This is a genomic window from Dialister sp. (assembly GCF_051885895.1).
In the GTDB taxonomy this organism is placed as follows: domain Bacteria; phylum Bacillota; class Negativicutes; order Veillonellales; family Dialisteraceae; genus Dialister.
In genome coordinates, this window is the sequence record NZ_JBJEXP010000078.1 from 8,190 (window position 1) to 26,615 (window position 18,426).

At 50.3% G+C, this 18,426-nt stretch carries 16 protein-coding genes and 1 tRNA gene; 4 read left to right on the forward strand and 13 right to left on the reverse strand.

All coding sequences use genetic code 11. The annotated features are described in order from the left end of the window. Positions 1–86 precede the first annotated feature (86 nt). The 5 genes from ACI4N7_RS06565 to acpS form a co-directional block, all read right to left on the reverse strand. Entirely contained in the window at positions 87–1,097 is a 1,011-nt protein-coding gene (locus ACI4N7_RS06565; RefSeq protein ID WP_439732555.1) for a uroporphyrinogen decarboxylase family protein, read from the reverse strand. A gap of 125 nt (positions 1,098–1,222) precedes the next feature. Beyond that, positions 1,223–1,444 carry a DUF3006 family protein gene (locus ACI4N7_RS06570; RefSeq protein WP_439732556.1) on the reverse strand — a complete coding sequence of 74 codons (222 nt, stop codon included), beginning with the start codon at positions 1,442–1,444 and terminating at the stop codon, positions 1,223–1,225. Next, the gene (locus tag ACI4N7_RS06575; RefSeq protein ID WP_439732557.1) at positions 1,441–2,370 is read right to left on the reverse strand and encodes a ComEC/Rec2 family competence protein; all 930 of its coding nucleotides are present in this window, start codon (positions 2,368–2,370) and stop codon (positions 1,441–1,443) included. The genes ACI4N7_RS06570 and ACI4N7_RS06575 overlap by 4 nt, the downstream gene beginning before the upstream one ends. Then, entirely contained in the window at positions 2,367–3,911 is a 1,545-nt protein-coding gene (locus tag ACI4N7_RS06580; RefSeq protein WP_439732558.1) for an NAD(P)H-hydrate dehydratase, read from the reverse strand. Before ACI4N7_RS06580 ends, ACI4N7_RS06575 begins: the two co-directional genes overlap by 4 nt. Further along, positions 3,892–4,284: a holo-ACP synthase gene (gene acpS, locus ACI4N7_RS06585; protein WP_439732559.1), complete on the reverse strand. Its 393-nt coding sequence runs from the start codon at positions 4,282–4,284 to the stop codon at positions 3,892–3,894. Before acpS ends, ACI4N7_RS06580 begins: the two co-directional genes overlap by 20 nt. Positions 4,285–4,502: 218 nt before the next feature. On the opposite strand from acpS, the gene rpsT reads away from it, so the two are divergent. After that, the gene (gene rpsT, locus ACI4N7_RS06590; protein WP_374110034.1) at positions 4,503–4,850 is read left to right on the forward strand and encodes a 30S ribosomal protein S20; all 348 of its coding nucleotides are present in this window, start codon (positions 4,503–4,505) and stop codon (positions 4,848–4,850) included. 268 nt (positions 4,851–5,118) lie between these two features. Here rpsT and ACI4N7_RS06595 read toward each other — a convergent pair whose 3' ends face one another. Both ACI4N7_RS06595 and ACI4N7_RS06600 read right to left on the reverse strand, forming a co-directional pair. Continuing rightward, positions 5,119–5,643: an HdeD family acid-resistance protein gene (locus tag ACI4N7_RS06595; RefSeq protein WP_439732560.1), complete on the reverse strand. Its 525-nt coding sequence runs from the start codon at positions 5,641–5,643 to the stop codon at positions 5,119–5,121. Positions 5,644–5,882: 239 nt separating this feature from the next. Continuing rightward, the gene (locus ACI4N7_RS06600; RefSeq protein WP_439732561.1) at positions 5,883–7,118 is read right to left on the reverse strand and encodes a M20 metallopeptidase family protein; all 1,236 of its coding nucleotides are present in this window, start codon (positions 7,116–7,118) and stop codon (positions 5,883–5,885) included. An 86-nt stretch (positions 7,119–7,204) separates the two neighbouring features. Between ACI4N7_RS06600 and ACI4N7_RS06605 the strand changes: the two genes are divergently transcribed. Continuing rightward, positions 7,205–7,381: a hypothetical protein gene (locus ACI4N7_RS06605; RefSeq protein WP_439732562.1), complete on the forward strand. Its 177-nt coding sequence runs from the start codon at positions 7,205–7,207 to the stop codon at positions 7,379–7,381. Positions 7,382–7,429: 48 nt separating this feature from the next. Here the strand turns inward: ACI4N7_RS06605 and ACI4N7_RS06610 are convergent, their stop codons facing one another. Continuing rightward, complete coding sequence (locus tag ACI4N7_RS06610) at positions 7,430–7,582, reverse strand: hypothetical protein (RefSeq protein WP_439732563.1); 153 nt, start codon at positions 7,580–7,582, stop codon at positions 7,430–7,432. Positions 7,583–7,849: 267 nt separating this feature from the next. Between ACI4N7_RS06610 and ACI4N7_RS06615 the strand changes: the two genes are divergently transcribed. Then, a tRNA-Leu gene (locus ACI4N7_RS06615) sits at positions 7,850–7,935 on the forward strand. A gap of 325 nt (positions 7,936–8,260) precedes the next feature. Here the strand turns inward: ACI4N7_RS06615 and ACI4N7_RS06620 are convergent. Beyond that, on the reverse strand, positions 8,261–11,293 hold the full coding sequence (locus ACI4N7_RS06620; protein ID WP_439732564.1) for a heavy metal translocating P-type ATPase: 3,033 nt from the start codon (positions 11,291–11,293) through the stop codon (positions 8,261–8,263). 69 nt (positions 11,294–11,362) lie between these two features. Next, positions 11,363–11,674 (reverse strand): metal-sensing transcriptional repressor, encoded by a 312-nt coding sequence (locus ACI4N7_RS06625; RefSeq protein WP_439732565.1) that lies wholly within the window; start codon positions 11,672–11,674, stop codon positions 11,363–11,365. 342 nt (positions 11,675–12,016) lie between these two features. Here ACI4N7_RS06625 and ACI4N7_RS06630 point away from each other — a divergent pair, with 342 nt between their 5' ends. Then, a complete protein-coding gene (locus ACI4N7_RS06630) occupies positions 12,017–12,850 on the forward strand; it encodes a pyridoxamine kinase (RefSeq protein ID WP_439732566.1) in 834 nt (277 codons plus the stop codon). Between the two features lie 112 nt (positions 12,851–12,962). Here ACI4N7_RS06630 and surE read toward each other — a convergent pair whose 3' ends face one another. The 3 genes from surE to ACI4N7_RS06645 all read right to left on the reverse strand — a co-directional run bounded on the left by surE (position 12,963) and on the right by ACI4N7_RS06645 (position 18,127). After that, positions 12,963–13,709 carry a 5'/3'-nucleotidase SurE gene (gene surE, locus ACI4N7_RS06635; RefSeq protein ID WP_439732567.1) on the reverse strand — a complete coding sequence of 249 codons (747 nt, stop codon included), beginning with the start codon at positions 13,707–13,709 and terminating at the stop codon, positions 12,963–12,965. A gap of 105 nt (positions 13,710–13,814) precedes the next feature. Beyond that, on the reverse strand, positions 13,815–16,940 hold the full coding sequence (locus ACI4N7_RS06640) for an efflux RND transporter permease subunit (protein ID WP_439732568.1): 3,126 nt from the start codon (positions 16,938–16,940) through the stop codon (positions 13,815–13,817). Next, positions 16,937–18,127 carry an efflux RND transporter periplasmic adaptor subunit gene (locus ACI4N7_RS06645; protein WP_439732569.1) on the reverse strand — a complete coding sequence of 397 codons (1,191 nt, stop codon included), beginning with the start codon at positions 18,125–18,127 and terminating at the stop codon, positions 16,937–16,939. Before ACI4N7_RS06645 ends, ACI4N7_RS06640 begins: the two co-directional genes overlap by 4 nt. Between the last annotated feature and the right edge of the window lie 299 nt (positions 18,128–18,426).

Below are 18,426 nucleotides of genomic sequence, written 5' to 3' on the forward strand. Positions count from 1 at the left end.
CTTTTTCCCCACAAAAAAACAGAGCCTCATGGCTCTGTTTTATACTTATTATATATATCTGTTTATGATCTGCTGATTATGCAGCATTATTTCACGCCATAGGCAGCAGCTGCTTCCCTTACCCAGTTAAACCTTTCGGCGTCAATATCCTTGGGTACCGTGCAGTCAGCTCCCAAAATTACGCCTCTGGTGCCTGCACGCTGCAGGAGGGATCTCGTTTCCGCTTCTACCTGCTCCCTGGTGCCGGAGTAAAGCACTCCTTCCGGGTTATTGTCAAAACCGCCGATCACGCAGCGGTGGTTGAACAGTTCCTCCCCCTTTTCCAGAGGCACTCCTTCAAAGGCCACTGCCCAGTTCACTGCCTTGAACGGATAGTCTTCATACCAAGTAAGGTCATTATGGCATCCCATATATCCGCAGATATGAAGAAGGTTGTAGTTGGAAACGGAATTGGCTGCTTCCAGCACTGCAATTTCCGAAGGAGAAATAAATTCCCTGTATTTTTCCCTGGTCATTTCGGGATGGGGAATATTCTGGACAGAAAGGTAAACGCCGTCCGCCTTTCCGTCAGCAATGACTGCCTTCGCCAGGGCAGCAATGTCTTCCGTAAGCACTGCCATCACTTCTTTCAATGCTTCCGGATCTTCTTTCATAAACCGGGTAATGACCGTTTTGGCATCGCTTCCGCTCTGCTGGAACTCAATGCAGCGGGCCGGAGCAAAAAGATTGTAGAACACCATAACCTCTTTGCCGTATCTTTCTGTCAGTATGCCGCAAAGCTCCACCTGCTTCTGGATCCATGCCGAATCCCTGCCTAAGGGCCTGATATTTTCAGCATCCCTGATGGACTTCAGATCATGGAGCTGTTCGTGGGGATAAAGGAAAAAGCCATCCGTCATGACCTTAATGAAATCCGGCTTCCAGGATTTGTAAAATTTTTCATGCCCCGCCAGGTTATCCACCCAGGCGGAATGATCAGCCAGTGCGTCTGCATGTCTCTGATCTGCCAGAAAATGATGCCAGAAACCGACCGGTACACGATCTACCGGTTTGCAGTCAAGAGCTGCCTGTACAAGTTCTCTCTTAGTCTGTGCCATAAAATTCCTCCTGCCTTGCTTCTATTTTTATCCCCTTCACCGGGCACCGCCCTGCGGCCGGCCCCTGTACCCTGTGGATTATTCCGGGGAAACAGGGTATGCCTTTATCATATCACAAAACAGGGCTATCCTTCTCCGTTCATCTTTTTGATTTCTTCCAGAAGGCTTTCCGCTTCTTCCCGGGATTTCTTTTCTCTTTCCTCATTTTCCTCAAAAGTCATATCCACTGCCATACCTTCATGGATATCCGGGAACCAGGCCGCAGGGAGAATCACCGTTTCCTCTTCGTCGGTAAGAAGAACTGCCTTCCTGCCTTCAATCCGGTCTACAATAGCTTCTTTTTTCATGATTCTCTCTCCTTTCTGATCTGATATGTGCTGCCGCTGGTGGTCAGTGTCACCGTTCCGTTCCTGTCCGTACGGTAAATCTGTACCTTTGCTTTTTCCAGCTTATCCAGGGTCGTCTTGTGAGGATGGCCGTAATCATTGCCCTGACCGCAGGAAATCAATGCAGCTTTCGGTGATACCGCCTTCAGAAAAGCGGGAGATGTACTGGTACGGCTGCCGTGATGACCTGTTTTCAGTACATCGCTCTTCAGTGTGCCTCCCTGGTCAAGAATGGTTTTCTCTTCCTCTTTTTCCGCATCGCCGGTGAACATCATGGAAAAGTTTCCGTATGTCAGCCGTCCTACAATGGAATTATTATTGAAATCGGAATTTCCCTTCTGGTCCTTGATCACCTTCACCGGCCCCAGCACATGGAATCTGACACCGTCAAAAAATTCCAGGTCTTCTCCTGCCTTCAGCACATGATAGGAAATCTTCTTTTCCTTGATCTGCTTCAGGTAATTTTTGTAGGATCCTGTATTGGCAGGCATGCCGTCATCATAAACGGCATCCACCTTGAAATTTTTCATAATACCTGCCATGCCGCCCAGATGGTCCGCATGGGGATGGGTAATAATCACCTTTTCAATTTCTTTGACCCCGTATTTCCGAAGGAGTGATACCGTCTGTTCCCGATGCTCGATATCTCCCGTATCAATCATGACAAACTTTCCATCTTTTTCCAGAAGGAAAGCATCTCCCTGACCGATATCCAGCATACGCACTGTCAGCTCACTGCCTGCGGCAGAGGCTGTTTTTCCGCCGGAAGAAGATGACGCTCCTCCACCGGAAGAAGCAGCGCCTCCGCAGGCGGAAAAGGCAGCAGTCAGTGCCAGGGACAGAACCAGCACCGTCACCAGACGAAACAGTTTTCGAAATAGATTCATTTCATTCCATCTCCCGTTTCTTCCATAACCTCTGCCCTGGCCAGCGGCACCAGAGCCGCCAGATCACTGGCCCGGTAGCCTACCGGCGTTTTCTCCGCCGCCAGATCTCCTGCCAGTCCGTGCAGATATACCCCTGCCAGCGCCGCACCGGATGCATTCATGCCCTGTCCCGCCAGGGCTGCGATGATTCCGGTGAGGGTATCTCCCATGCCGCCGGACGCCATGCCCGGATTTCCTGTGGGATTCACCCAGGCCGAACCATCGGGCATAGCCGTCACTGTGGGCGCTCCTTTCAGTACCAGTACCACGTGGTTTTCCACTGCATACCGGATAGCTTCATCAATCCGCCCGGCTTCCACTTCTTTCGGTGATAAGCCGGTCAGGTGGGAAAACTCTCCCACATGAGGCGTCAGTATCAGCCGTCCCGGGCAGCGCTTCAGATCTACATTCTCTTCTTTCAGCGCATAAAGGCCGTCCGCATCAATGACCATGGTTTTATTCCAGGACATGACCATGTCCCTTACAAAGCAGCCCGTTTCCTTTCGCCTTCCCAGTCCGGGCCCCAGTGCCACCACATCGTAGGATTCCGCTCTTTTCAGGGCTTTTTCACTGTCTTCTCCGGTAAAGAAGGAGCCTTCTCCCAGAGAAGAGACCATGAGCTCCGGAATCTTTCCTGCCAGCAGTCTGGAAGCGCCGGCAGATGTGACCACTGCTATTTTTCCGCCGCCGGCATAAAGCGCCCCCTGCCCTGCAAGAAGTGCTGCGCCTTCCATGCCGTCAGAACCGGCAAATATGCCGATGAAGCCATTCTTTCCCTTATGGGAAATCCGATTCCTTACGGGAAGAATATTAAAAATATCTTCCTGTTCTGTCAGATGCACGGGGAAATCCATTCTTGCCTCGTCCGGAATGCCGATGGCAGAATACAGGAGTGTCCCGCTGTAGGAAGAGCCGGGATAAAGCACATGGCCCCGCTTCACAGACCCCAGAGCTATGGTATAGTCCGCATCCACCACCACACCGGCTGCCCTGCCGGTATCTGTAATCATGCCGCTGGGCACATCTACGGAAATAATGATGCCTTCCGCCTCATTCATAATCGTAATGAGCTGCGCCTTTTCCCCTGTCACTTCCCGGGAAAGTCCCGTGCCGATCAGGGCATCCACCAGAATATCCGCATCATGAATATAGGGTGCCCCTTCTTCCGCTCTGGAAATGGAAATCACCGGAATCCCCATTTTTTCCACGATGCTCTTGTACATCCGTGAGGATTCACTCATATGGGCCTCATTCCCCATGAGCAGTACAAGCACCCTGGCGCCGGCACCGGCCGCATAGCGGGCCGTCACAAAGCCATCGCCTCCGTTGTTACCCGTACCGCAGAGAACCACCGTAAAAGCGCCGTCCCATTCCACCTTGTCTTCCGTCAGGCGGACCACGGAAGCGCCGGCGTTTTCCATCAGCACCATTTCCGGAATTCCGTACTCCTTCATAGCCATGGAATCCAGAAGCTTCGATTCTTCAGTCTTTGTCAGTATCATGACTGCCTCCTGCCATAACCACCACGGCAATAGCCATATTTTCCTCATGAGAAATAGAAATGGACATATCCCGGATGCCCAGCTCCCTGGCTCTTTTTTCAAAGGTTCCTTTGAGATGAAGGATGGGGGCTCCCCATTTCGTCCAGGTCACATAGGCATCCTGCCAGGCCGAACCGAAAATGCCGATTCCCAGTGCCTTGCCTGCCGCTTCTCTAGCACCCCAGAGCGCTGCATAGGACTCTGCCCGTTTTTTCCCTTTCTTTTCGCAGTGCGCGATTTCCTCAGCGGTAAATATCTTTTCCGCCCGGGCCGGGAACTTTTCCAGAATACGCTCCCAGCGTTCAATTTTGACCAAATCCACGCCTACATGCATATGATTCTCCTTTACTGATGAAATCTGTACTTTCTTTTCTTATTGTACAGAAGCGCACCTTCATATTCAAATTTTAATAAAATATCCCCGTCCCCGTTTTTCTGCTTCCGGAAAATTCCTTTTCTTCTTATGAAAAACATGGAAACTTTTCTTGCCATGGAACAGAAAATATGATAGAATGGCATGGTATGAATAATGCGGACGGGAGGTGAAATACATTGCCACAGATTAAAGCTAATATGAAAAGCATGAGACAGGACGCTGCTAAAAGAGCTGCCAACGCTGCTGTTAAATCCCAGATTCACGGCGCTATGAAGAAAGCTGTAGCTGCTGCTAACTCTGATAACAAGGAAGAAGCTTTTCGCGCCGCTGTAAGCATCATTGATAGTGCTGCTCAGAAGGGCGTCATTCATAAGAATGCAGCTGCTCGTAAGAAATCCCGTCTGAACGCAAACGTAAACGCTGCCATTGCCAAAGCTAAAGCTGCTGAAGCAAAAGAAAAAGCTGAAGAAGCTAAGGAAGAAGCAAAGGAAGCTTACAAGGAAAAGATGGAAGAAAAGGCGTAAGTCTTTCAAAAAGAACTGTGCGAAATTATCGCGGCAGTTCTTTTTTATTGCTTCATACAGCTTACGTACCGGACTGCTGTATCCCCGAAGGCTGAATTGCCCATTCTGCATAATATTTGCAGGTGAGCCGAAGCAGGCCCTCTGTCTTCTCATTGGAGGACATTACTTTCCATGCATAGCTTTCAATCTGCAGAAATGCAGTTTCCCTCCATGAAAAAAAGGCTCTGAAAAATGCCGGGCATTTTTCAGAGCCTTTTTCGCTGCTGTTTCATTCATCCATATCGGCCTGCTTCCTCCAGGTGAGGAACGTACTGATACCGGTCCAGATGAGCGCCGCTCCTACCATGTACATGAAGAGCAGCCCCGCTGCATCAGGACGGAATACAAGGAGCAGTCCCAGAAGGATCTGTACCACTGCTGCAACCATATAAAGTCCCGGATTTCTCACCGCCTCTTTCTTTCTCGACCGCAGGATAATCATGAAGATACCCCGGAGAAGGATATAGAGCGCAAAGAGAAGGGGCAGCATGGAAGCCACTACCGCAAAGGCCAGGGACATCATCATCCAAAGACCAAAGGCTACATCAAGGACAGCGATAAGCAGGTGCCACAGGGAACGGTACTGGCTGTCTGTTTTGATATAGCGGAGAATCTGGCATACACCGCCCAGCACAAGGACAAAGCCTAAATAGTAGCCCACTGCCAGAAGGGAAGCCGCCGGCTGCGCAATACAGAAAATGCCGGCGCCGATAAACAAAATACTGCCGATAAAAAGCAGTGCTGATGGAAGCATATATATCGCCTCTTTCAAGAAAAATAATAAACCCCTTTGGAATAAAAATCCTCTTGAAATCTGATTGAACGGAAAGCGCTGATGCAATCCATGCATCCGTGTTTCCTTAATCAATGCTTCCTCACTTTATCTCCTGCTTATATTATAGTCCTTTTATACTCCCTGTTCCACATACAGCCTGTGCAAATAAAAAGGATGGAAATCCTGCTTCTGATTTCCATCCTTTCTTCTGACCGGAATCATTCCGTCAGCTTCAGCATGCTTTCCAGATCCTCCGCATGGAAGGAAGGGCAGGCCGGCTTTTCCTTCAGTACTGCCGTCACATAGGACAGAGCTGCTGCTACACCGGTTACCAGTCCCTCTTCTGCAATGTCGAACTTCGGCGTATGATGAGGGCTGCCGCTTCCCACCTTCGGATCATAAATGCCGGTAAAGAAGAAAACGCCGGGCCAGGTGGATTCCGTAATGGAAAAGGTTTCCGTAGCCATCCACATGGGGCAGTCCTTATCCAGGGCGTCTTCTCCCAGCTGCTCCGTTACCGCCTTCCGTGCCAGGTCCACACATTCCTTCGTATTCACGGTGACCGGGAAATACTGATCTTCCACTACTTCCACCGTGCAGCCGTGAAGAGCCGCTGTATGCTGTGTCACTTCCAGAAGAGTCTTCCGGAAAGCCAGGCCGTCTTCATTCTTCGTGCAGCGGGCAGTGCCGGCAAACATAAGCTCTGAAGGAATAATATTCGGTTCATGCCCCGACTCCACGGAACCGAAGGAATAGGTAAAGCTGTCAGTGGGCGCAGTCATGCGCATGCGGTAGGACCGAAGCTCCGACGCAATAGACACAAAGCATTCAATGGGGCTCACCGCCATATCGGGACGGGAACCATGTCCGCTCTTTCCATGAAGCTTGATCCGGAAGAAATAGGCTCCTGCCATGGTAGTGCCATAGAGAATACCCACCTTTCCTGCGGGAAGATCCCACTTGACATGGGTGCCGAAGCAGGTATCCACATGGATGGAATGGTCCCGAAGATAGCGAAGCATGGGAGCAATTCCTCTTTCCCCCATTTCCTCTGCCTCTTCGAACATAAGCACGATTTTTCCTTCCCATTCATCCCGGTGAGAAGCCAGAATCTTGGCCTCCGTCAGGAGCATGGCCATATGGCCGTCATGGCCACAGGCGTGCATTACCCCTTCATTTCTGGAAATGCATACCCGTTTCCGGGACAGGTTTTCCGCATCTTCCCGAATGGGAAGAGCATCAATATCCGCCCGCATGAGCACCGTCCATCCCGGCCTGCCGCTGTCAATGAATCCGAATACCCCGCCATGGGGTACCCGGACTGTTTTAATATTCAGATCATGAAGAAATTTTTCTATGAAATCCATGGTTTGGAACTCTTTCTGGGAAAGTTCCGGATTTTCATGGAAATGGCGGCGCAGTGTGATTACTGTGTCCCTTTCCTGTTCAGCCAATTGCTTGCAATGCAAAAGTATCCCTCCTTATTGATCCGGCCGTTTTATAGCTTACGAGCCGCAGGCCCGCTGTAAAACAGTCTTTGATGGAAACACCGATACTGCTGGAGGATCAATGCTTCCTTCAGGAAGCGCTGATGCAATCATTGCCTGATTTCATTCCTGACTTTTCATGCAATGCCGGGAATGGGACGGCACAAACCGCCAGATTCCATAACGCAGCAGTGCATAAAAATTTTTATGAAAGCAGCCTCTATGAATAAATCAGTGTTTTCTTAATATACTCATTATAAAAATGGAAAAAATGCCTGTCAATCTCTCCTCCGCCACAGGTGCAGAGCTGACAGCACAAAGGCCGCCACTACAATGACAGAAGCGCAGAGCGTCATGAAATCCCTGTGTTCATAAAGACGATACAGGCTGAACAGGGCCAAAAGCCCCAGCAGCACCAGCTTCCAATTCACAGTCCCATCTCCTTTTCAAGAGGATGTATCCATCATAACACAGGGAAACAATGTATCAAAGGGTGCAGAGAAGGCAGTCCCCCTTCTGAAAAGAGCAGGAAGGAAGAACGGCTTCCGCCCTCTGTCCGCTTCACTGCAGAGAAAGCGGTACTACACAGAAGCACTGCCTATCATGCAGCGCCGATAATCCATGTTTCTGCCAGCCATCCCTCTCCACTTTTTTCATTGACGATATGTCATTTCGTATGATAAAATAATTACCGATATGCCGGAGTGGCGGAATGGCAGACGCACCAGACTCAAAATCTGGCGATAGCAATATCGTGCGGGTTCAAGTCCCGCCTCCGGCACCATATGAAATGCACCGATAGAATGAGATAAAATCAACTATCGGTGTTTTTTATTTGGTATTTTCCATAAAATTTCCAGTTGGATAATACCATTCAGAAATAGTATATCCCCTTGAGTTCCCGTTATAAGCCCAAAACTGGCGCAGGTAAGAAGTCTACGCCAGTCTCCGGGGATAAGACAATGAAAGGGTTCTTCCCATATAATCTAATCCTCTTATATAAATGTACAGCACCGGCCGGAAACAATCCGTATTTCGGCAGGTTCTTTTTCTTTATATATAAAAAGAGGTGAAGGGATGATTCCCTTTCACCTCTTGCAAGCGTTATTTTATTTTTCAATGCCTACGAAGGTATATTCCTTGTCTTCAATGGCTTTCTTAATATCTCCATCAGCTACTGCTTTGTCCAGAGTAAGAACAGCAGTGCCTTTTTCATGAGATACTTCTGCTTTTTCCACGCCATCCAGAGCTTCCAGGGCTTTCTTGACGGTCATTTCACAGTGATTGCACATCATGCCTTCAATTTTTACAGTTTCTTTCATTTCTTTTTCCTCCTTTGGAAATATGATGCCTTTATATTCATAATCCGCCTTGGCCAGCACATCTTTCATGGCTGCCTCGTCGGGTTGTGAGCTGTAGATAATCTGTACCTGTCCGGTGGTATGGTCTGCTTTGGCACTTTTAATGAAAGGCAGGGATTCCAGTGCCTTCTTCACATGGCGCTCGCAGTTTTCGCACATCATGCCTCCCACCAGGACCACCGCTTCCTTTTCAGAAAGGGAAGGTTTGGTTTCAGGGGAAATCCCCTTGTATATATAATCCGCTTCTTCTATGGCTTCTTTCATTTTATTTTCATCAAGAGGCCTGGAGGCGGTTATTTTTACTTTTCCTGTATGGAAATCCGCTTTTGCGGAAGTAATGAAGGGAAGAGCTGTCAGCGCCTCGCTCACATGGCGTTCGCAGTTGGTGCAGGTCATGCCGTCAACGAGGATTTCCTTTTCCTCCTTCACTGCCGGTTCTGCGGTCTTCTCTTCTCTGCGGGACGGAGCCTGCAGTTCCGGAAGTTCTACGGATTTTTTCTTTTTATCATGGGAACTGTTATGGATATGGAAGAAATTCAGCCGCAGTGCATTCATGCAGACGGTAAAGCTGGAGAGGGACATGGCAGCCGCACCCCACATGGGGTTCATCCGGATGCCGGGATAGAGTCCTGCAGCCATTGGAATCAGAAGTACATTGTAGGCAAAAGCCCAGAAAAGATTTTCATGAATATTTTTCAGAGTTTCCCGGGAAAGCCGTACCGCAGCGGATACATCGGTCAGACGGGAATTCATCAGCACAATGTCAGCGGAATCAATGGCCACATCCGTACCGGCGCCGATGGCAATCCCTGTATCCGCTTTGACCAGGGCAGGAGCATCGTTGATACCATCCCCCACCATAGCTACTCGGCCGTAGGCCTGGAGCTCGCGGATCACCGCTTCTTTACCGTCAGGCAGTACACCGGCAATGACCCGGTCCACGCCTGCTTTTTTAGCAATCGCAGCGGCTGTCTTTTCATTGTCTCCGGTCAGCATGACCACCTGAATGCCCATATTCTGCAGTTCACGGACTGCCTGGGCAGAGTCCTTCTTGATTACATCGGCTACAGCAATGAATCCGAGAAGCTTTCCATTTTCTTCAAAGAAGAGAGGTGTCTTTCCTTCTTCTGCTGCCGCATCCGCTTTTTCTTTCAGCGGATCAATGGAGGTCAGGGTAGAAATATAGGAAGCGGAGCCTCCGTGAAGAGCTTTTCCTTCATAGGAGCCTGTAAGACCGTGGCCGGAAAGAATCCGGAAATCCTGGAGGGCAAGAGGCTTGACCCCCTGCTTTTCTCCATACTGCAGGACTGCCAGTGCCAGCGGATGTTCAGATTTCATTTCCAGTGAATAAGCTTTCTGCAGAAGTTCATCCTCCGATACGCCCTCTGCAGGAACAAGATCGGTTACCTGCGGTTTTCCTTCCGTAATGGTGCCGGTCTTATCCATAACGGCAATACGGATTTTTCCCGCATTTTCCAGAGCTTCACTGGTTTTAAAGAGAATGCCGTTTTTAGCGCCCTGTCCGTTTCCTACCATAATGGCGACAGGAGTAGCAAGACCAAGGGCACAGGGGCAGGAAATAACGAGAACGCAGATAGCGTATTCCAGGGCCGTGGAAACCGGTGCTCCCAGGAATGTCCATACCAGGAATACCAGAACCGCAATAAGAATAACCGCTGGAACAAAGACGGCAGATACCTGATCCGCAATACGGGCAATGGGTGCCTTGGTGGCAGCTGCATCGCTGACCATCTGTATGATCTGGGCAAAGGTGGTATCTTCTCCTACCCGCAGCGCCCGTGCACGGATATAGCCGTTGGTATTCATGGTGGCGGCACTGATGCGGTCTCCGGGCTTTTTATCCACCGGCACCGATTCACCGGTGAGGGCAGATTCATCCACCGCGGTTTCGCCTTCCAGAATTTCACCGTCTACCGGTACTGATTCGCCGGGCTTAACAATAAAGATATCTCCCTTGGTCACTTCTTCCACGGGAATCTGTTCCTGCCGGCCGTCCCGTTCTACCAGTGCCGTTTTCGGAGCCATTTTCATGAGACTCTTCAGTGCATCGGTGGTGCGTCCCTTGGACAGGGATTCCAGCAGTTTTCCTACGGTAATCAGTGCAGGAATCATGGCTGCGGATTCAAAATAGAGCTGATCATGGTAAAGAGGCATAATGTCCATATTGGACGCCCCTTCCGTAATCATCCAGGTCATTTTGTAGAAAACATAGAGAGACCACACAAAGGATACGGAAGAGCCCAGGGCCACCAGCGTATCCATATTGGGCGCGCCGTGGGACAGGGATTTAAATCCGGAAGTGAAAAAGGCACGGTTCACGGCCATGACAATAAGAGCCAGCAGCATTTCCGTCAGGGCAATGCCCAGATGATTATGATCCAGGAAATAGGGAACCGGCAGTCCCAGCATATTATGTCCCATGGTGAAATACATAAGCACCGCAAGGAACAGAATGGAAATCACAAGCCTTCTTTTCAGCTTTGGCGTTTCGTGATCTTCCAGGGCTTTTTTCTCTGCTTCCAGTTTGGACATGCCCGCATCGGAAGAAGCATTCATGGGGCTTGCTCCATAGCCTGCATTTTCCACTGCCCGAATGACATCAGAAGCGGATGCACTGCCTTCCACGGACATGGAATTGGTCAGGAGAGAAACGGTCACCCCTTTGACACCGGGCACTTTGCTTACCGCTTTTTCCACATGGGCCTGGCAGGATGCGCAGGTCATGCCTGTAACCATGTATTGACATTTATTTTCACTCATTCCATCACCATCTTTCTATATTCTGCCCGGTCTGTTCTCTGTCCGGGCAGGCCAGAGATTTCAGAAATTTTATTTCATCACTTTCTGCAGCATGCTGCAGAGTTCATCCACTTTATCTTCCTTGCCTTCCCGGATGTCCTCCGTCACGCAGCCGCGGATATGGGCAGCCAGAAGAAGCTTGTTGAAACTGTTCAGCGCATTGGTGACAGCGGACACCTGCATAACGATATCCGGGCAGTAGGCATCATTTTCTACCATTTTTTCAATGCCCCGGATCTGCCCCTCCACCGTCTTCAGTCTGGTGAGAAGGAGCTTTCTTTCTCTTTCCGTTCTCAGGGTATGTCTGCATTCACAGTTTTCCTGTTCTTTCTCTTCGCTCATGGTTACCTCACATATATTGAAAAAATTATATCTTTGACGGCTATAATACTACACCCCCCTGGGGTCCCCTGTCAAGTGCAAAATGAAAGCTTACCAAAAATGATTTTGATTCTTCTCTCATTTTCTTCATTCATAAGCTTTCCAATCACTCCATACCTTCCCTGCATCGCTGATCCTGTCAATGAACAGAAGGCAGATTGTTACAGAGCGTAATCTGGTTATATATTTTTAAAGATTTTTGGCAATTTACATAATACCAGTGCAGGGCGTACAATAAAATTATTTCAAAGAGGCATCGACTGCATTGCAGACTCAGTGCTTCCGTAGCAGGAGGAGATATTTATGTCTACAAAACGCGTTCTCGCTATTCATGATTTATGCGCCTTTGGACGCTGCTCCCTTACCGCAGCGCTTCCGGTCATTTCGGCCATGGGCTTTCAGGTCAACCCCTTCCCCACCGCCATTTTCAGTAATAACCTCACTTACGGTGATTATACCTTTACCGATTTCACGCCCCATATGAAAGATTTTATGGATAAATGGCAGAAACTGGGCTTTACCTATGATGCTATCTACAGCGGTTTCCTGGCTGATGCAGGCCAGATTTCCATCGTGCTGGACGCTATTTCCCGGTTTGCCGGAAAGGATACCCTGGTGGTGGTAGACCCGGCCATGGCAGATGACGGAAAACTGTATCCTGTCTTTACCCCCGACATTGTAGCGGAAATGAAGAAGCTTATCGCCGCCGCTACGGTAATCACGCCAAACTACACAGAAGCCTGCCTTCTGACGGACCGTCCTTACGAAGACAAGCCCGCCGCATCGGAAGCACTTCTTTCCCTTGCCCGGGAACTGGCCGCCAAAGGTCCGCAGCAGGTAGTCATTACCAGTGTGCCTTCGGAAAAAGGCACCATCCGCATTGCCTGCTATGATGCCAAAGAGGGCACATACACCGATTACAAGGTAAAGCGCATCCCCTTTGCCACCTGCGGCACCGGCGATCTTTTCACCAGCGTAGTCACCGGCTCCCTTCTCCAGGGAAAGAGTCTGGCAGATGCTGTAAAGAAAGCGGCTTCCTTCCTCTCCTATGCCATTGCATATACCTATGAACAGGGCACTGATTACAGAGAAGGCGTGCAGGTGGAACCATGCCTTCGGAAGCTCTTGGAAGACTGATGGCTTTGAACAGCTGTCCGATGCCGCTGCAGAAACAATCTTTTAACATAAAAAAAACAGCCTGAGGGCTGTTTTTTTATGTCTGCTTATGTGTGAACACACCTCTGTTTCCTTATGGAAGGGTGGATTTTATTTTTGCCACATCTTCTGCAGCAGTCATATTCCAGGTGAGCGGTGTCAGTGTGGGGTATCCCCGGTGAATCCAGAATACATCCGTATCCGGCGCCGCATCGGGAAGCATTTTTCCGGAAAGCCAGAAGCCCAGATGTCCGGAGGGATCCTTCATTTCCCGGATGGAATTTTCGTAGCGCTGTACGCCCAGCTTGGCCACCTTCAGGTTCTCCAGAGAAAGTTCTTTTCCTTCTTTGGGCATATTCAGACTCAGGGTACCCTTGTATCCTTCCTCTACAAAATACTTCCGAATCACCGTAAAGGCGAAAGCGGATGCTTCAGAAAGGAAATCGGAATCCTTAATGGTTTCTGCCGAAAGAGCAATGGATGGGATGCCGAATACGGCGCCCTCCAGCGCTCCGGCTACGGTACCGCTGTAGAGGCAGTCCGTTCCGCTGTTAAAGCCGTTGTTGATGCCGGAAACCAGCAGATCGGGCATGTCGTTCCGCAGCCAGTGCTCCAGGGCCAGCTTGCAGCAGTCCGCTGTTGTTCCATTGCAGGAGAGGACGGAAATATTGTCTCCCCAGCTGTCCTTGTGCCAGAGCCGGAGATAGGTCTGCAGAGACAGGGAAGATGAGCAGGAGCTTCTTCCCCGGTTCGGCGCAATCACGGTGACCCGGCCCAGGGCAGACAGCTTTTTTGCCATTTCAATCAGACCGGGAGATTCAAAACCGTCATCATTTGTCATAAAAATATGCATGGTTCACCTGATTTCTTAAAGACTATATAGGGATAACTTTATTGTATCACATAAATAGAAACTACTCTATATAGTCTTCCTTTCTCCTTTTCCTCACCGGGATGCCGGCAGCTTTTCTTTTTCCTTCTTCAAAAAGTGAAGGAAAGAATGGTTTTCAAAGAAAAGGAAAATCATGGGCATAGCCAGAAGAGTAAAGACGGTAGATGTCAAAAGACCGCCGATGATGACCCAGGCCATGGAGCTTCTTGTTTCCGAACCGGCTGTGACTGCCAGAGCGGTAGGAAGCATGCCAACGATCATGGTAAAGGTCGTCATGAGGATCGGGCGGAGTCTTGTTTTCCCCGCTTCAATTACCGCATCCCGCGGATCCATGCCGTCCCGGTGCATGAGGGTCAACGTATAGTCCAGAAGGAGCGTGCCGTTTTTAGCTACCACGCCGTCCATGACGATAATGCCGATCATGGAATAAATATTGAGGCTGTCATTCATGAGGAACAGAAAGAACAGAGAGCCGATAAGACCGAAGGGAAGGGAAAAGAGACGGATGAAGGATGTTTTTACCGATTCATAGAGAACCGACAGGATCATGTATACCAGCACCATGCCCATGAGAAGGGCTGCCAGCAGCTCCGTAAAGCTTTCATTCATGCTGTCCGCCTGCCCGGAAAAGCGGAAGCTTACGGATTTGGGGAGATCCGCCTGCCCCAGGTCCGCTGTCACTTCGCTGATGACCTGGCTCAACGGGCGGCTGCCCGGATTGCCTCCGATAATGACAGAGCGCTGCTTATCCGTACGGTTAATGGTAATAGGACCTTCTTCATCACGAATATCCGCCACATCGGATATATGCACCCTGCCGTTGGCTGTTTCAATGGGAATGGCGGCCAGATCCGACTTTTTATACGATTCACCGCCGTTGAAATAAACATTGATATCCGTGTCGTTGCCATTATTTTTCACGTCATTGGGCAGGACGCCTCCCCCACTGCCGCTGATGGCGGAAGAAAGGGTATCATAGAGGCTGCCAACGGTAACACCGTAATATTTCAATTTTTCCCGGTCGGGAATAATGGAAAGCTCCGGCAGGCCTTCCTGGTAGGTGGAGCTGATATCGGTAACGCCGTAATTTCCGTTTTTCAGAAGCTCCTGCACTTTATCCGAGGCGGTGATAAGATCCTGCATATTGTTGCCGCGAAGCTCCAGGCGGAACGCACCGCCGCCCTGGCCCAGACCGCCGCCGGACGTACCGGACACGGAAGCCTGGTCCTCTTTGATACGCACATCCCCGTCCGTAATGTTCTGGGAAATCCAGCGCCGCATATCATCGGTGATTTCCCAGATGGAACGGCTCCTGTCCTGCCTGTTTTCCAGAGATACCCGGATACGTCCCGAATTTACGCCGTTTCCGCCGCCCACCATGGCCATATAGTAGGTCACTTCCGGCACCCGGGACAGATAATCCTCCAGCTGCACCGCTGTTTTATCCGTCCGCTCCACACTGGCATCGGTAGGAAGCTTGATCTGCACATTAAATCCGCTTTCATCGGTACGGGGCATATATTCCCTGCCGATAATGCCCAGGGGCACCATGGCGGTAAAGAGGACAAGAGACAAAGCCACCGCGCCGAAGAGTTTCTTTTTGTTGGCAAAGCTCCAATGCAGGGCTTCTTCGTAGAAATTCTGCACCCAGTTCTCACAGCGGTCTACGGCCCGCCAGAGTCTGGTATCCGGCACGGCAAGTCCTTTGCGGAAGAGGCGGGAAGCCAGCATGGGCGTCAGGGTAAAGGAAATAAAAAGAGAAAAGAGGGAGGCAAACACTATGGTCAGTCCGAACTGCCGGAAAAACTGGCCGGTCATACTGGTCATAAAGGCGATAGGCAGGTATACCACCACATCGCAGAGCGTAATGGCAATGGCTGCCATGCCGATTTCCATACGGCCGTTTACCGCCGCTTCCTTCGGATCCTCTCCTCTGTCCAGATGACGGTGGATATTTTCCAGAACTACGATGGAATCATCCACCAGAATGCCTATGCAGAGCGTCATGCCCATGAGGGACATCATATTGAAGGTAAAGCCTGCCATGTACATGGCAAAGAAAGAGGCAATCAGCGAGGTCGGAATGGCAATCATCACCGCAGCAGCGGAGCGCCAGCCCCGAAGGAAGAGAAACAGCACAAGCCCGGTCGTAAACAGACCCTCCACCAGGGTGCCCAGGGTATTATGAAGGGCTGTTCTGACATAGGAGGCGGAATCGTTTACCACAATAAACTGATAATCCGGGTATTCCGCCTTCATCTGTTCCAGCACCTGCATGACCGCATCGGAGGTGGAAACCAGGTTGGCATTGCTGTTCTTATAGATGGAAATACCGATGGCATCCTGTCCATTAATTCTGGCGTAACGGGATACCTTCTTATCCTCCCGTACCACATCTCCCAAAGCGGTGAGAGGGATGGAATCCCCGCTTCCTGTAGTAAGATGGATTTTTTTGATGTCCTCTACCGAGCCGTACTGGGCATTGAGACGGATCTGGGTCTGTCGGCGGTCCGTATAGGAAGAGCCTGCCGGTGCCAGTTTGTTTTCCCGTTTCAGTGCGGTAATGATATCATTCATGGAAATGCCGTAGTAGGCCAGCCTGTCACGGTCCACTTTTACCGCCACTTCCTGATCTCTGCCGCCGTTCAGCTCCACATCCGACACGCCGTCGGCTTTGGTGAAATCATTGGTAAGCGTATTGTCCGCCAGAGAATACATTTCATCCAGAGGATGGGAAGAAACCATGGCCAGATCTACAATAGGCGATGCATCCATATCCCGCTTTTCTACCACCGGATCATCCGCATCATCAGGAAGACTCTTGCGTATGGCATTGACCTTCTGGGAAGCATCCACGGCTGCCGCATCCACATCGGCATCAAAGTTCAGCTCCAGGGTTACCTGGGATTTGCCGGTTCTGGACTTGGACGTAATGTGCTTGACATTGGATACGGATGAAAGAGCATCCTCTACGGGCTTGGTAATCTGCTGTTCCACCGATTCCGCATCGGCACCGCTGTAAGTGACGCTGACCACCACATAGGGCGTATTGATCTTAGGGTAAAGCTCCACCCCGATGCGGTAATAGCTGTAGAGGCCAAGGGTAACGAAAAAGAGGACAATCATCACGATGCCGATGGGATGAGTGACAGCATAGCGGGTCATATTGAACCGGTTCATAAGCCTTCCTCCACATCCACGGTCATGCCGTCTTTCAGTCTGGAAATATTGGTGACAGCCGCTTCATCTCCCTCGGAAATGCCCCGCAGGATTTCAACAGAATCATCATTGTAGAGGCCGACCGTCACTTCGACTTTTTTCACCTTATGGGCTGCATCAACCAGGAACACATATTTCTTTCCATTGTTCTCCAGCAGCCCTTCCTTGGGGATATAAAAGGTGTGCTTTCTCTCCAGTGCCGTCACTTCTCCGCGGCCGAACATGCCGCCCCGAAGTCCTGTATCCGCCGGATCCAGCAGAAGCCGGACCTTGTAGGAATGGGTGGTGCCATCCAGGGAAGGACTGATGTAAATCACCGTCCCCTGCACTGTTTCTCCCAGGGAATCAATGGACACGGGAACCGACATGCCTTCTTTCATAACCCCGATATCCTGCTCCGCCACAGCACAGTCCAGGTACAGGCTGCTGTTATCCACTATGGTGAGCAGCTTCTGCCCTGCCGATGCCCATTCTCCTTCTTCTGCCTCTCTGTAGCCGATGGTGCCTGCCACAGGAGCATACATGGTCATATCCCTTTCCTGAGTTTCCAGGGAATCCACGGTATAGGCCGCCTTGGCAGCCGCTGCTTCCTTACTGGCTACTACCGCCGGAACGCCGCCCATATCCTGGCTGGTCAAACTTTCCAGTGCGGACCGGGCTTCCATCATTGCCTGGTATTTGTCGTCCCGTTCCTGCCTTGACACGGCTCCTTCCTGGAAAAGGGTATCATACCGTTTGAAGGTGTCCAGAGCATGATCATAATCACTCTGGGCTTTCATGGTGCCCGCATCATAGGACGCCCTGCTTTCCACCGCATCAGCAGCCGCCTGATCGCTGCCGGCCCGGTTCTGGGCAAGGGAAAGGGCCACATCCTTTGTATCCTGGGAAATCAGGATGTCTCCTTTTTCCACCTTATCCCCCAGGTCCACGTACACTCTGTCGAGCCGTCCTGCATACTTGGGTGAAATATCCACCGACATCTTCGGCACCGTTTCGCCGGAAAGAACCACCCGCTTCATCATGTCCTTTCTTTCCATCTTTTCCACAGTCACCAGAGGACGGGCCGACACCTTCCCCGATCCTCCCTGGCTGCGGTGGGTGTAGGCATAAATGCCTGCCGCCATGAGCAGAAGGATAGAAATCCACATTATTGTTTTTATTTTTTTAGAGTGGAACAGATGCATATACATAAAGCCCTCCCGGCAGATTTTTCAAAGCATATCTTTCTAAAAAACGCCGGGTTCCTGCAGATACAGGAAATAGTTTGTCCCGGCATTTCCCTGCTTTCTTCTCTCAATATGCTTTTATTATACTCAACGGCCATGGCTTGGCCATGAAAGAGCCCCATTATTTATGAATATTTAAATACTGTCTTTATCTCTTCTCCTTTTTCTTATCCCTCATTCTGTAATCCTGCTTTTCCGGCTCCTTTCTGTCTAAAAAGGCA

What these genes read in the sequence shown, in the direction of transcription:
- ACI4N7_RS06575 (WP_439732557.1), bottom strand. Translation starts at nt 2,370, where the DNA reads ATGAATCTATTTCGAAAACTGTTTCGTCTGGTGACGGTGCTGGTTCTG.
- ACI4N7_RS06580 (WP_439732558.1), bottom strand. Translation starts at nt 3,911, where the DNA reads ATGATACTGACAAAGACTGAAGAATCGAAGCTTCTGGATTCCATGGCT.
- ACI4N7_RS06625 (WP_439732565.1), bottom strand. Translation starts at nt 11,674, where the DNA reads ATGAGCGAAGAGAAAGAACAGGAAAACTGTGAATGCAGACATACCCTG.
- ACI4N7_RS06565 (WP_439732555.1), bottom strand. Translation starts at nt 1,097, where the DNA reads ATGGCACAGACTAAGAGAGAACTTGTACAGGCAGCTCTTGACTGCAAA.
- ACI4N7_RS06620 (WP_439732564.1), bottom strand. Translation starts at nt 11,293, where the DNA reads ATGAGTGAAAATAAATGTCAATACATGGTTACAGGCATGACCTGCGCA.
- acpS (WP_439732559.1), bottom strand. Translation starts at nt 4,284, where the DNA reads ATGCATGTAGGCGTGGATTTGGTCAAAATTGAACGCTGGGAGCGTATT.
- ACI4N7_RS06595 (WP_439732560.1), bottom strand. Translation starts at nt 5,643, where the DNA reads ATGCTTCCATCAGCACTGCTTTTTATCGGCAGTATTTTGTTTATCGGC.
- ACI4N7_RS06605 (WP_439732562.1), top strand. Translation starts at nt 7,205, where the DNA reads ATGGAAACACCGATACTGCTGGAGGATCAATGCTTCCTTCAGGAAGCG.
- ACI4N7_RS06630 (WP_439732566.1), top strand. Translation starts at nt 12,017, where the DNA reads ATGTCTACAAAACGCGTTCTCGCTATTCATGATTTATGCGCCTTTGGA.
- ACI4N7_RS06645 (WP_439732569.1), bottom strand. Translation starts at nt 18,127, where the DNA reads ATGTGGATTTCTATCCTTCTGCTCATGGCGGCAGGCATTTATGCCTAC.
- surE (WP_439732567.1), bottom strand. Translation starts at nt 13,709, where the DNA reads ATGACAAATGATGACGGTTTTGAATCTCCCGGTCTGATTGAAATGGCA.
- ACI4N7_RS06640 (WP_439732568.1), bottom strand. Translation starts at nt 16,940, where the DNA reads ATGAACCGGTTCAATATGACCCGCTATGCTGTCACTCATCCCATCGGC.
- ACI4N7_RS06570 (WP_439732556.1), bottom strand. Translation starts at nt 1,444, where the DNA reads ATGAAAAAAGAAGCTATTGTAGACCGGATTGAAGGCAGGAAGGCAGTT.